At 62.1% G+C, this 12,160-nt stretch carries 13 protein-coding genes and 1 pseudogene; 7 read left to right on the top strand and 7 right to left on the bottom strand.

Features of this window, described 5'->3' with window-relative positions; all coding sequences use genetic code 11:
• Nucleotides 1-9: 9 nt before the first annotated feature.
• From FVF58_RS06090 to FVF58_RS06120, 7 genes are all read right to left on the bottom strand, one after another.
• Nucleotides 10-1,962 (bottom strand): type II and III secretion system protein family protein, encoded by a 1,953-nt coding sequence (locus FVF58_RS06090; protein WP_149668988.1) that lies wholly within the window; start codon nucleotides 1,960-1,962, stop codon nucleotides 10-12.
• Nucleotides 1,963-2,066: 104 nt separating this feature from the next.
• Entirely contained in the window at nucleotides 2,067-2,903 is an 837-nt protein-coding gene (gene cpaB / locus FVF58_RS06095) for a Flp pilus assembly protein CpaB (RefSeq protein WP_149668989.1), read from the bottom strand.
• 37 nt (nucleotides 2,904-2,940) lie between these two features.
• A complete protein-coding gene (locus tag FVF58_RS06100) occupies nucleotides 2,941-4,338 on the bottom strand; it encodes an ATP-binding protein (protein ID WP_149668990.1) in 1,398 nt (465 codons plus the stop codon).
• A gap of 90 nt (nucleotides 4,339-4,428) precedes the next feature.
• Nucleotides 4,429-4,965, bottom strand: a complete 537-nt coding sequence (locus FVF58_RS06105; protein ID WP_149668991.1) for an A24 family peptidase — start codon at nucleotides 4,963-4,965, stop codon at nucleotides 4,429-4,431.
• Nucleotides 4,966-4,992: 27 nt separating this feature from the next.
• Nucleotides 4,993-5,178 carry a Flp family type IVb pilin gene (locus FVF58_RS06110; RefSeq protein WP_149668992.1) on the bottom strand — a complete coding sequence of 62 codons (186 nt, stop codon included), beginning with the start codon at nucleotides 5,176-5,178 and terminating at the stop codon, nucleotides 4,993-4,995.
• Between the two features lie 109 nt (nucleotides 5,179-5,287).
• Nucleotides 5,288-5,497 (bottom strand): Flp family type IVb pilin, encoded by a 210-nt coding sequence (locus FVF58_RS06115; protein WP_149669147.1) that lies wholly within the window; start codon nucleotides 5,495-5,497, stop codon nucleotides 5,288-5,290.
• Between the two features lie 104 nt (nucleotides 5,498-5,601).
• A complete protein-coding gene (locus FVF58_RS06120) occupies nucleotides 5,602-5,772 on the bottom strand; it encodes a Flp family type IVb pilin (protein ID WP_149668993.1) in 171 nt (56 codons plus the stop codon).
• A 540-nt stretch (nucleotides 5,773-6,312) separates the two neighbouring features.
• On the opposite strand from FVF58_RS06120, the gene FVF58_RS06125 reads away from it, so the two are divergent.
• From FVF58_RS06125 to FVF58_RS52525, 7 genes and pseudogenes are all read left to right on the top strand, one after another.
• The gene (locus tag FVF58_RS06125; protein ID WP_149668994.1) at nucleotides 6,313-6,801 is read left to right on the top strand and encodes a hypothetical protein; all 489 of its coding nucleotides are present in this window, start codon (nucleotides 6,313-6,315) and stop codon (nucleotides 6,799-6,801) included.
• Between the two features lie 44 nt (nucleotides 6,802-6,845).
• Entirely contained in the window at nucleotides 6,846-8,087 is a 1,242-nt protein-coding gene (locus tag FVF58_RS06130) for a glycosyltransferase family 87 protein (RefSeq protein ID WP_149668995.1), read from the top strand.
• On the top strand, nucleotides 8,084-9,367 hold the full coding sequence (locus tag FVF58_RS06135) for a glycosyltransferase family 87 protein (RefSeq protein ID WP_149668996.1): 1,284 nt from the start codon (nucleotides 8,084-8,086) through the stop codon (nucleotides 9,365-9,367). Before FVF58_RS06130 ends, FVF58_RS06135 begins: the two co-directional genes overlap by 4 nt.
• Before the next feature lie 105 nt (nucleotides 9,368-9,472).
• Nucleotides 9,473-10,522: a glycosyltransferase family 2 protein gene (locus tag FVF58_RS06140; RefSeq protein ID WP_149669148.1), complete on the top strand. Its 1,050-nt coding sequence runs from the start codon at nucleotides 9,473-9,475 to the stop codon at nucleotides 10,520-10,522.
• 18 nt (nucleotides 10,523-10,540) lie between these two features.
• Nucleotides 10,541-11,275, top strand: a complete 735-nt coding sequence (locus FVF58_RS06145; RefSeq protein ID WP_149668997.1) for a class I SAM-dependent methyltransferase — start codon at nucleotides 10,541-10,543, stop codon at nucleotides 11,273-11,275.
• A 7-nt stretch (nucleotides 11,276-11,282) separates the two neighbouring features.
• Nucleotides 11,283-11,660, top strand: coding sequence for a GtrA family protein (locus tag FVF58_RS06150; protein WP_149668998.1), 378 nt, complete (start codon nucleotides 11,283-11,285; stop codon nucleotides 11,658-11,660).
• Nucleotides 11,661-11,913: 253 nt separating this feature from the next.
• A pseudogene (locus tag FVF58_RS52525) lies at nucleotides 11,914-12,051 on the top strand (transposase); the annotation flags it as partial.
• Nucleotides 12,052-12,160: the final 109 nt, after the last annotated feature.

Raw genomic sequence — 12,160 nt, forward strand, 5'->3', positions numbered from 1 at the left:
GGCATCACATCAATGTTCGACCGCGTCGGTGGAAGCGTCCGCGTTCGCGACTTCTTGCCGAACGTTGCGGGAGGCGATCCGTGCCGCAGCGCTTTCGATACGGGCGGCGCGGGCCGCCTGTCCGGTCTGCGCGGATGGCGGCGCGTCCGCTAGCGGCGCCGCGGTGCCGGCCGCCGCATCCGGCATGGGGCGCGACCGGTCGGCGCTGGGCGCCGCGGCCTGCGGGCCGGGCTGCGGCAACGCCGTCGCCACGGGCCCGGTGGGCGGTTGCTGCGGCGGTGCGGGCGAGGGCAGCGGTGCCGGCGGACTCACCGAAGCCGGGGCGGGCATGGGCGAAGCGCCCGGAGCAGCGCCGGCAGGCGCGGCAGGCATGTTCGGGCGACGGCCTTCCATGTTGCCGGTCGCGTAGATGTCGGCTTGGTTCGGCTGTGAGAAGCTGTCCGTGGGTAGCGGGAGGTTCGCGGTTTGCAGCGGCTTGACGAGATGCGGCGTGATGATGAACACGAGTTCCGTGAGGTCCTGCTGGAATGACGTGCTGCGCGCCAGCGCTCCGAGAACCGGCACTTCGCCGATGCCGGGAATGGCTTTCAGCGCGCCGGTCACGTTGTTTCTCAACAGGCCGCCGATCGCAAACGACTCGCCGTCGCTCATCTGGACCATCGTGGAGGCACGGCGCGTCGTGATGAGCGGCAGAATCGACACACCGCTCACGTTGGTCGCGCTGAGCGTGATGCCGGTCGGCGAAAGCTCGGACACTTCAGGTGCGACCTTCAGGCTGATACGGCCGTTGGAGAGCACGGTCGGCGTGAACTTCAGGCCGACACCGAACTCCTCTTCCTGCAAGGTGATGGTCGTCGCCCCCGTGCTGCTGCTCTGCGGTACCGGAATGAAGATCTTGCCGCCGGCGAGGAAGGTAGCCTCCTGGCCGCTGATTGCGACGAGGTTCGGTTCGGCGAGGATCTTGACGAGGTCGTCCGTCTTTTGTGCATCGATGGCGAAGCTCAACGGGCGGTTGTTCGCCTTGCTGCCCGCAATGAGGCTCGATACGCCGGCCAGCAGGTTGCTCACGAGCGCGCCGCTCCATGAGCCGAAGCCACCCTGAATATTGAGCGCCGCGCCCATCTGGTTCATGAGCGTCTTCGACACCTCGGCGACCTTGACTTCGAGCATGACCTGCTGGGGCGCGTCGACCGTCATCATGTTGATCACCTCGGCCGCCTTGCTGGTGCTCGAACTCTGCTGGTTCACGTTGGTCCCGTTGCCGAGGCTGCCGGACCCGCTCTGCGATTGCTGGGTGGGCTGTGCGCTCGCAAAGGCCTTCGCGATCTCCAGCGCCTGTTGGGCGGCTGGCGAGCTCGACACGTTGCCCCCGAGCACCAGGTTGCCCGCGGCGGTCGATACGCGGATGCCACGCTCGCCGGGCAACAGTTGCCCAAGCGATTGCTGTAGGCCGTTGGCGTCGATGTTGACGATCACATCGATCATCTGGCATCCGCCGCTGCGTCCCTGAATGATCATGTTGGTCGTGCCGACCGCCATGCCGACGAGGTAAAGCGTGCGCGGCGACACCAGCGTGGCTTGCACGATCGTCGGATTGCCGAGCGTGCGGTTGCGTACCGGTTCGGCGAGAGGCAGGACTATAGACTTGCCGACCGGCACGACGACGTTGGTTTCTTCGCGGATCTCGCCGGTGCAGTTCGGGCCGCGCAGCGGCACGGAGGCGCCGGCTGCTCCACCGGCCGGCATCGGCGCCATGCTGACCATCATCGGTGTCGGCACGCGGCCCGCCGGCAACGGAGCATTTGGCCGGGCCTTCGCGAGCGCTGCGCCTTCGGCCGCTTCCTGCGCTACGCCGCTTTGTGCGACAAGCAATCCGGTGCACAACGCCGAGGCGAGTACGACGCCGCTCAGCGAGCGGCTATGCATCGCCCTGCCGGTTGAGAACCCCAGTTTCGTTTTCATTTTCCTGCCCCCGTTTCTCGACATCGATGGATCGAGACTTTCGTTATTTGCCTTGTTGGTGCCAGTTGCAGCAGCTCGTCTTCGCAGATGCCGCCGCATCCGGCCTAGAAACATTCGACACTGCCCAACGCACCCGAGAGCACGCCGACGCAGTCTCGCTTCGCCGCTGGTCGTGCGGCGTAGTGCACGCGCGCCGGACGTGCGGGCAAAGCTGCAGGTGCCGAAGCCGGTGCGGCTACCGGTGTGCCGAGCAGCGTGAACTTCGTGGCGCCGCCGGTCGGCAGCGTCGCCTTATCGACCTGGTTGCGCAGCACCAGCGACAACGTGCCGACGCTGCGCGCGAGGTCGAGTTTTTCCGCCTGGTCAGGCGTGACTTCGAGCGTGACCGCGTTGACGACCTTCGGCGCCGTGTCATCGCGATTGACCTGTTGGGCCACCGCGAGAACCAGGATCTTTTCCAGCACGATCTTCGAGATGCTTTGCTGAGCGTCGCTCTTGCCCGGCTCCTGGGTATTCACGATGACGTCGACGTAGTTGCCCGGCAGCGCGAAGCCAGCTACGCCGACCACGTCGTTGACGCGGACCGTGATGGCGCGGTTGCCTTCGCCGATGACGGCGGAGAGGCCGCCTTTGGTGCCGATCGGTGCGAGTTTCGACTCGATCACGGGCTCGCCGCGTCCGAGACTCGCACGCACCACACGGCCCTCGAGCGACTTCGGATCGGTGAATGCACCAGGCGGCACGCTTCCCGTCGGCCAGTTGACGGTGCGGATCAGATTGGCGGTGAGCGGCTCGCCGAGACTGACGTCGCCCGCCGCGACCGCGATCGGCGTAACCGCATTTGACGAGGTTTGTATCAGCCATCGCGAAGCAAAGACCACGGCGGCCAGACCGGCCAACATGGCGACGGCCAGCATGACTAAAGCGCGACTGTTTTTCATGGTGATACTCCTGCTTAGGTCGTTGGACACTTGCCGGTCAACCGGCGGCCAACTGTTGGCCCGGCCGGTCGGCCGTAGGTGGGTAGGTACTGTCGTGGTCCATCGCGGTGCCGAAATAGCCGTGCCATGCTTCGCGCAGTCCTTCCCCTGTCACTTCGCGCGCCGTGCCGCGGTAGTGCGCCGTGGCGGAGATGAGATTGAGCAGATCGCCTGGATAGCAGGCCAGGAACGGTTTGCCGCTCGGCAGATGCAGGTTGTGGAGCAGGTAATCGAAGGAGGCTTGCGTAGCAGTGAGATTGAGCGCCGCACAACGCGCGTTGAAGACCGCGCGATACTCGTCGACAGACAAGGGTCCGACGTACAGCTTCGAGCCGAGCCGGCGCAGGAATGCGTCGTCGAATTGGGCCGGAGCGAGATTGGTGGAGAACACCGGCCATACGTCGAAAGGCGCAACGAAGCGCGAGCCGGATTGCAGCGTGAACTGATCGACGCCCCGATCGAGCGGCATCAACCAGCGGTTGAGCAGGTCCTGGGGCGCGATGCGCTGGCGCCCAAGATCGTCGACGATATACAGGCCCATGTTTGCTTTCATGTGCGGCGGCGCCTGGTAGAAGCCGGCCGTGGCGTCATAGCGCAGGTCGAGCGATTCGAGCGTCAGTTCGCCGCCTGAGATCACCACCGGGCGGCAGCACATGTGCCAGCGCGGGTCGCTCGCCTGCGTCTGACTCTGCTCGGGCGCATCGCGATGCACGAGTGGGTCGTAAACCTGGACGATTTCGCCGCGTACGTAGAGCGCATAGGGAATCGGCACGTTGCCGCGCAGCAGCAGTCCAAGCCGCTCGGCGAGAAACGTCTTGCCGCTGCCTGCGAGACCGTGCAGCATCAATGGCCGTCCGGCATTGAGCGATGCCGCAGCTGCATCGAGCAGCGCGTGGTCGACGACCACATCGCGGAATGCCGAACTTACGTCGCCTTGCGTGATGCGGACCCAACGAATCGAGTATTCGCGCACACTTGCTGCATAGCCGTCGAACGCGATGGGGGCAGGGCCGCAATATCTGCAGCGCGTCATTTCGTCTTGTGCGAGATTGCGGCCGCTGTCCGTGAGACGAAGCTGCACGTCGATGTCATTCGCGCCACGGTGGGTGATCTCGACAAGGTGCTCACGCACGAGAAATGCCAGCACGTCGTCGAGTACGCCCACCGACAGCTTGTGCCGCTCGGCGAGGTCCGCGAAACTCGACTTGCCGTGCAGCAGGACGGATTTGAGTACGAGCCGTGTCACGAACTCCTGCGGCAGTCCGGTTTCCGCGAGCGTGCGCGGAGCACGCAGCGACACCGTGGATTCCTCCGCGTGCCGGCCGTACGACGGGTCAGGCTCCGGAAGGTGCGTAACCTGCGCGACACTTCCGCTTTCAAGGCTCTGCTGGTTCATCGCTCTTTTCTCCCGGACCGGTTTGCGACCGGCATCACAGGCTGTACGATTCCGGCTGTCCATGCTGGCGGCAACCCGGCATTTCTTCGGCTAGGCAGCCGATGCGAACAACACACCTAATGTCCCTGCGGCAATGGCAACACCGTAGGGCAGTGATCCAACCGATTCGATCTGTTGGTAGTGAAGATTCCCAGCCATCTGTTGTCCGGGGCGCCACGCGCTCCTTAAGATGCACCAGAGATTCACGAGCAGTTGCCTCATGCGGCGGCGACGCAAGGTGACGCACAGCGACCAGATCCCGCCCGCGACGAACGTTGCCAGGGCGATACGGACGGTCATCGCCGGTCCGACCCAGGCGCCGATCGTCAGCAGCAGTTTCACGTCGCCGGCGGCCATGCCCCGCAACAGATAGAAGGGCAGCAGCACCGCGAACCCGGTCAGGGCGCCCGCGAACCAGTCAGCACTTCCGGCCAGCGGGCCGTTCAGCCGGATCTGCGCGACAAGCGCGGCGGCGAGGCCGATCGCGATGATCCGGTTCGGAATCCGCCGGCAAGTGAGGTCCGTGCTGGCTGTCACGATAGCGAGCGCAATCACGCATGCAGGAATGGGTTGTGGGGGCAGAAACATGGCGGCCTCGATTCAGTTCGTCTACATTTATCCCAGCGCCATCGCGATGCGGGTCCCGATGCGCTGATAGAGATTGCCCACGGAACTGCCGAGCGTTGCGACCGCGCCGAGGATCGTCACTGCAATGAGAGACCCGATCAGTGCGTACTCGATCGAGGTGATGCCGCCGTCGTCCGACAGCAATTGCTTCGCAATGTCGCTCCACGTGTGCATGGCTGTCTCCCAAATTGGTTCGTCGCCGGTTCCGCTCGACGGTGAAACACGCAATGATCCCTGGGGAAGACGGGAGAAACGGAAGACCGCTCACCCGTCAATCCCGTCTCTACAGATCGTTTCCGATCGTGGTGAACACCGCGTTCAGATCCGTCCCGACTAGCGTTACGGCCCCGATGATGACCACCGCAATTAGCGAGGCGATCAGGCCATACTCGATGGCCGTCACGCCTTGTTCGTCCGACACGAAACGTTTGATGCGGGCTGCGTCAATCCGGAGGGACTGCAGCAACGCGACGCGTCGTGCGGCTTTTCTCATCGCATTCATTGCTCGCTCCTGTCTAGGTAATGGAGTGCTGTCCGAATCGAGATCCGGCGGAGACGGACGAATCAACGGATTGACGTCGTCCGTCGGCGCGCGGCTTATAGGTCATTCCCAATCGTCGTAAAGACCGAATTCAGCTTGTTGCCGACGGTCGTAACGGCGCCGATGATGACGACGGCGATCAGAGCTGCGATCAGTCCGTATTCGATGGCGGTCACACCATCTTCGTCACGAACGAAACGCTTGGCTTGGGCGATGATATGTTGCATGGCTTGCTCCTTTGGATAACTAATTAAAACCCTTTGGCCTGAATAGGCTGAGGGAAGGTACTACGGGCACTGCGGAAAAGAAGGGCGCCGAGTCTAGGCTGGCCGTGCCGGCGTACACACGGATGCGTGCAAACCGATCTGGCCAGAAGAGTCGCTGCGAGGAGACAGGCCACGGAGCGTGTGCAAGGCGGATTGCCAGGCGTAGGGTCCGTGGAGATCATTGTCGGCGCGATGATGCGCGCGGCGAATGAGCGACGTGGTTGTTGCCGGGAACGTGAAGCCGCTGTCGCTGTGACGACGGTGGGCCCGTCGTTTTGTTTGATCGATCTTCATGTTGTGGTCCTCGACTTCTATTGCTCGTTATTGGCTTGCGGCTTATGCCGGAGCCCGCTAGTCAGTCGGCGATCACCATCTGTTCTCTTTCCATCCGCGCTGTCTTTGATGATCGCAGCTGCGTATGTGAAGGAACTCCCCCGTGGCTGACTCCCGTCGCGTTTTCAGGATCCCCCTCGTACATGCTCCTGAATCGCACCGGTCGTCATGTCGTCGACTTCCGCGCCCTTTCCTTCGCAAGCTCTGGGCCAGCTTCCCCAAATACCAGGAAAGACGGGCGTGACGCCGGTTTGCCCGTTGTCCAATCCCGGCCTCGGCGCACAGGTCGTCTCAAATCTGCAACGTTTTCGGGTGTCAATCCGCCCGAGGCGGAATCCCGGAAAGTCCCGCCGTTCGTCGCGCGGCGGAAAACGTCTCGCGATTTACCCTGGTTCGGTTCGAACGCTTGCGGCGATGAAATCGGGATATTTCCAGGGGGCCACCGGTCCGAACAGTCTCAAGGTTGAAACGCGACTCATCCGGCACGCGAAAAAACGCGTCGAATTTGCGCTGTGGCGCGTGACTTTGGTGGGTGCCACGGCCGGTGAGGAAAACGATGGCTTGAAAGTCAAAGTATTTCCTACAACAATGAATCGACCACAAGCGCGCGATGAACCATTCGTTCGCTTAGGAATGGAAACCAAAAAAATCAGATAGACCGGATGAGAATAAACATCCGGCTCTCGTGCGAGGCGGGGATCATGTACTTTTCAGATCGGGGAGCGCTCGGTGCCGAGCGTCGCATCCATAGCTGGCTGACACGCGAACGCGTGCTGCTGTACAGCTGCGTGATGCTGGTGCTGAACGTCATCGTGCTGGCGGCATGGGGTTGGTCCAGCAGCGGCTTCATGGCACCTGATGTCACCCGGCCGGGCGTCGACTTCTCGGTCTTCTGGACGGCATCACATATGATGCTGAACGGTTTGCCTGCGGCGGTCTACGACTACCCCACTTTTGCACGGGCAGAATCGGCGCTTTTCGGTGCGTATGTGAGTCGTGGCTTTTTGCCGTGGCTTTACCCGCCAACGCTACTGCTGCTCGTCACACCGCTTGCTCTTCTGCCTTACACCATCTGCTATTTACTGTTCGTGTGCGTCGGCGCCTGGTTGTTCGCAACGGGGACGCTAGGTGTCAGCGGTTTCGCTGCGCACTTTCGCCGTCCGCAGATTGCGTGGCTCGTCGTGCTGGCGTATCCGGGTGTCTATGTCGCAGCCGTCATTGGGCAGAATGCGTTACTGACCGCCGCGCTGATGGCCTTCGCGGTTCGCTGGACCGAAAAAAAGCCCGTACTGGCCGGTATTTGCATCGGCTTGCTGGCGATCAAGCCGCAATTGGCGGTGCTGCTGCCGGTGGTGTTGATCGCGGCGCGTGCATGGAAAACCATATGGATGGCAGCGATCAGCGTAGCGACGTTTGCAGCACTGAGTGTGCTGGTGTGCGGCACTCAATCGCTCCACGCGTTCGCGGCCAGCACAAGCTTCGCGCGGGAGTTCGTGCTCGAGAGCCGCATGCAGTACTGGTTCGCGTCTCCGACCCCGTTCGCCGCATTGCGCCTCGCCGACGTATCGGTCGCCATGGCCTATATCGCGCAAGGCGGCGTCGCACTCATCGCAGCGGTAGCCGCGTGTTATGTGTGGAAACGCACAGACGATCTGCGGATGCGGGCCTCGGCACTGGCAGTGGCGACGTTGCTCGCCAACCCCTATCTATGGTTCTACGAACTGACCTGGCTCGGCGTGGCGGTTGCCTGTATCGCGGTGTGTGGTCTGGAAAAGGGTTGGCGGCGCGGCGAACAGGCCATTCTGGTGGTGGCGTGGCTGCTGCCGCTATACGAGTACCTCAATCGCCTGACCCAGTTGCCGCAAATCGGACCGGTGGTCCTGCTGCTCGTCCTGCTCGCGATCGTTCGGCGCGTGCGGCTTGATACCCAGGAGGCGGCATGAACCTGCACACCTTTCGCCACGCGCCGCCAAAGTGCCGGCCGCTGCCGGCATTGCACGCAGCGGGTCCGGCGAGGCGTCCGCATTGGCTCAACGCGGATCGTCTGCGGCTATACCCGATCATCGTATTTGGGTGCTACGCATTGTTCATCGCAATCTATCTGATCCGGCTGAGCCGGCAGAATGAGGTGAGCGGCATGAGTCCATTCGTGGTGGATTTCCTGCCGTTCTGGAGTGCCGCAGTTCTTGCGCTGCATGGGCATGCAATCGACGCGTACAACGTTCAGGCGCTATCTGCGATCGAGGTCGGCACGGTTCCGTACCTCGGCACCGTCAACGGCATCCTGCCGTGGCTGTATCCGCCAAACACGCTGTTGCTGGTCGTTCCGCTCGCTCTGCTTCCCTATAAGGCAGCTGCGGTGCTATGGCTCGGCGGCGCGTATGTGCTCTTCATCAAGGTGATCCGGGCCATCGTGCCGGACCGGCATGCCATCCTGCCTGTGCTGTTCTTTCCTGGTGCGCTTTTCGTTATCAGCGTCGGGCAGAACGGATTGCTGACAGCAGCGCTCGCAGGCTGTGGCCTTGTATGGTTGCCCCGCAGACCGGTTGCTGCAGGGGTCTGCATGGGTTTGTTGTGCATGAAGCCACAACTGGTCCTGCTGTTTCCGCTGGCGCTACTGTGCTCCCATTCGTGGCGCGCGCTGGCCGCTTTCGTGTTGACGGCCGGGGCCACACTTGCGTTTGCTGTGCTCGCGTTCGGCGCGGACACGCTAACCGCATTCCTGCATAACACCGGGATTGCCACTTACAGCATCGAGTCCGCACACGCCACGCTGGCACGCATGCCGACTGTATTCGCGCTCGCTACGTTGGTTCATGCACCGGCTGTGCTCGCCTACTCGGCGCAAGCCGCGTGCGCGCTGATCGCCGCGGCTGCCGTCTGTTACGCGTGGGGCCGTGAAAGCTCGTATGCCCTGCGTGCAGCAACGTTGATCTGCGCGAGCCTGCTCGTGAGCCCGTATCTCTACGACTACGACCTCGCCTGGCTCGGTGTGCTGATCGCGTGGTATTGCCGGCATGCGCTGGTCGAGGGTTGGGAACGCGGCGAAAGGGAATGGCTGGCCGTGCTCTGGATCGCGCCGCTTGCGGGCATGTTGATCGTTGCCTGCGGGCCGTTCCAGTTCTTGCCGTTGATCTCGCTGACAACGCTCGGAATGCTGCTGCGGCGCATCGCGCTGGAAGGACGCAAGGCCCCGGTCTTCCAACGTTATGCCGACGAGTGAGGACCGTTACACGAGAGAAGGAAACGCCGGAGACAAACGTGCGCGATGTGCGCTCCGCGCTTGCACCGGCTCATAGCGTCAAATCAGGTTTACGGGGAGGTAATGATGTTTGATCAAAATAAAATTCCACTGATTTCACTGGTAGTGCCGTTCTACAACGAAGGGGAGGCGGTAGGTCAGTTCTTTAGGGAGATCGTTCCGGTTCTCGAGGGGATTGCATCGACGCGTTTCGAAATAGTCTGCGTCAACGACGGCAGCAGCGATGGCACGCTCGATAAGCTGATCGCCGCCAGCGTGCGCGACGCGCGCATTCGTGTCATCGACCTGACACGAAACTTCGGCAAGGAGGCGGCGCTGACGGCCGGCATCGACGAAGCGTGGGGCGACGCGGTGATCCCTATCGACGCGGATCTGCAGGATCCGCCGAGCCTGATTCCGGTGATGGTCGAACTTTGGCGGGAGGGCGCGGAAGTCGTCGCCGCCAAACGGACCAACCGGGCTTGCGACACCTTCGCAAAACGTACGGCTGCCGCGATCTACTATCGCGTTCACAATGCGCTGTCTGAAGTCAAGCTTCCGGAAAACGTCGGCGATTTTCGCTTGATGGACCGGCAGGTCGTCAATGCATTGCGAAACTTGCCGGAGCGGCGGCGCTTCATGAAAGGGCTGTTTGCGTGGGTTGGCTATGGGACCGTGATCGTCGAGTACCAGCGCGAACCGCGCAGCGCGGGTCATTCGAAGTTCTCCGGTTGGCGGCTGTGGAATTTTGCGCTCGAAGGCATCACGAGCTTCAGCACCGTGCCGTTGCGGAGCTGGAGCTATATTGGCCTTGCGATCGCCACGGTGGCTTTTGTATATGGCGGCTTTATCATCGGCCGTACGCTTTGGCTCGGCAACCCGGTGCCGGGCTATGCGTCACTGCTTTCCGTGATGCTTTTCATGGGGGGTATCGAGTTGGTTGGGATCGGCGTGGTCGGCGAATACATCGGCCGAATCTACTACGAGACGAAGGGACGGCCCGTCTACCTCGTGCGCCGCCGCTATCAGGAAAATAGCAAGATCAGCACGCTGCCCGTGGGGCGCAACAGCTCACGCATGTCGGACACGCTGCGGCTTGAACCCTCGCGCAAGCGCGTGCGGTTCGCAAGCCGCTGATCCGTGGAGGCCTGAATCATGTCCCCCGATGCTTATCTTCAGATGGCCGAGACCGAGGCCGAACATTGGTGGTTTCGCGGCCGGCGCGATGTGTTGAGTTCGGTGTTGCGCCGCCTTGCGTTGCCGTCCCGCGCGCGCGTGCTCGAGGTGGGCTCGGGCACAGGCGGCAACCTGCAAATGCTGGCCGAATTCGGCAGCGTGAGCGGATTGGAGATGGACGAGACGGCGCGAAGGTTGACCGCGAAAAGCACCGGAGCGCGTTTCGATATCCGCGCAGGGCGTTGCCCGGATGATGTGCCTTTCGATGGCGAACGCTTCGATCTGATCTGTTTTTTCGATTGCCTCGAGCACATCGCCGACGACGTTGGCGCGCTTGCGCGCATGCGGGAAGTCCTGGCCCCCGGCGGGAAAATCGTCGTGACGGTGCCGGCGTATCAATGGCTATGGAGCGCGCACGACATCCATCTTCACCACTATAGACGCTACGGTCGAGCCGCGATCGCGGCGTGCGCCGACGAAGCAGGATATCGAATCGAACGCACGACTTACTTCAACACGTTGCTGCTTCCGCTGGCGATTGCCGTGCGTTTTATCGATCGTCTGCTTAAGCGCGACCGGTCCAGCGGCGATGCTACGCCAGCCGGCGCCCTGAATAGGCTTCTCTATCGAATCTTCAGTGCCGAGCGTCATTGGGTTTCACATGGCGGGTTGCCGTGCGGCGTGTCGCTGCTCGCCGTGCTGACGGCGAAGTGACACCGGCATGAAAAATAGCACCGAGTTGAGAAAACTGATCCGTTTTGGCATATGCGGACTGTCGGCGACCGGCTTGCATATCGGCGTGGCCGGCGCGCTGATCTTGCACGCTGGTATGTCGCAGTCTCTCGCGAATACGGTCGCGTTCGCCTGCGCGACCTCCTGGTCGTACCTCGTGAACACGCTTTGGAGTTTTTCGTCGTCGCTGCGTGCGCGGAACGTCTGGCGATTCATCGCTGTTTCGCTTGCCGGTGCGGTCTTGACCGGACTGGTGTCCTACCTCGCGCAGATGACGGGTGCCGGACCGTGGATAGGGATTGCGATGGTTGTATGTGCGGTAACGCCGCTCACTTTTGTCACACACCGTCGCTGGACATATCGATAGAACGTGGACATCTGCGTGGCGCCGCGTTCCTCATGGAGACCGGGAAGCCGTTGAACAGGCCGGGACGATGGCATGTAACGAGCTATCGTTATCGAGCAGATCCGACAAACAGGAGGCCTTGTGCGATGCACCGTCGTTCTTGAGTTCGATGATGACGATTCAACTACCTTGCGTCGAGTCGAGTTGACGCGGCTGCAGCAAGAGATCGCGAAAGCCGAACCCGGTGACGGAGGCCTGTCTCTCGCCGAGGGAAAGCTTGGGGCCGATCCCGCAGCACTTCACGCTCGAGCGACATCTGCTACGGGATTCCCTCTATCGCAAACAGCTCGCCGCACGCTTCGCCGTCTGGCATCGTTTTACAGAGGCCACCCAAGATCCGTCCGTTTTCTGAGCAAGCGTGTGTCCTCTCCGCTATTGTGCGGCGAACAATTTAACGTGACAGCGCCATTGGGACAGGATTTTCCCAAAGACACTGGCTTATCGGTGCATTCACAGGTCGG

This window comes from Paraburkholderia panacisoli (assembly GCF_008369935.1).
Taxonomy (GTDB): domain Bacteria; phylum Pseudomonadota; class Gammaproteobacteria; order Burkholderiales; family Burkholderiaceae; genus Paraburkholderia; species Paraburkholderia panacisoli.

Excerpts from the sequence above, each read along its gene's own strand:
- FVF58_RS06090 (WP_149668988.1), bottom strand. The coding sequence starts at position 1,962 with ATGAAAACGAAACTGGGGTTCTCAACCGGCAGGGCGATGCATAGCCGC.
- cpaB (WP_149668989.1), bottom strand. The coding sequence starts at position 2,903 with ATGAAAAACAGTCGCGCTTTAGTCATGCTGGCCGTCGCCATGTTGGCC.
- FVF58_RS06100 (WP_149668990.1), bottom strand. The coding sequence starts at position 4,338 with ATGAACCAGCAGAGCCTTGAAAGCGGAAGTGTCGCGCAGGTTACGCAC.
- FVF58_RS06105 (WP_149668991.1), bottom strand. The coding sequence starts at position 4,965 with ATGTTTCTGCCCCCACAACCCATTCCTGCATGCGTGATTGCGCTCGCT.
- FVF58_RS06110 (WP_149668992.1), bottom strand. The coding sequence starts at position 5,178 with ATGCACACGTGGAGCGACATTGCGAAGCAATTGCTGTCGGACGACGGC.
- FVF58_RS06115 (WP_149669147.1), bottom strand. The coding sequence starts at position 5,497 with ATGAGAAAAGCCGCACGACGCGTCGCGTTGCTGCAGTCCCTCCGGATT.
- FVF58_RS06120 (WP_149668993.1), bottom strand. The coding sequence starts at position 5,772 with ATGCAACATATCATCGCCCAAGCCAAGCGTTTCGTTCGTGACGAAGAT.
- FVF58_RS06125 (WP_149668994.1), top strand. The coding sequence starts at position 6,313 with ATGTCGTCGACTTCCGCGCCCTTTCCTTCGCAAGCTCTGGGCCAGCTT.
- FVF58_RS06130 (WP_149668995.1), top strand. The coding sequence starts at position 6,846 with ATGTACTTTTCAGATCGGGGAGCGCTCGGTGCCGAGCGTCGCATCCAT.
- FVF58_RS06135 (WP_149668996.1), top strand. The coding sequence starts at position 8,084 with ATGAACCTGCACACCTTTCGCCACGCGCCGCCAAAGTGCCGGCCGCTG.
- FVF58_RS06140 (WP_149669148.1), top strand. The coding sequence starts at position 9,473 with ATGTTTGATCAAAATAAAATTCCACTGATTTCACTGGTAGTGCCGTTC.
- FVF58_RS06145 (WP_149668997.1), top strand. The coding sequence starts at position 10,541 with ATGTCCCCCGATGCTTATCTTCAGATGGCCGAGACCGAGGCCGAACAT.
- FVF58_RS06150 (WP_149668998.1), top strand. The coding sequence starts at position 11,283 with ATGAAAAATAGCACCGAGTTGAGAAAACTGATCCGTTTTGGCATATGC.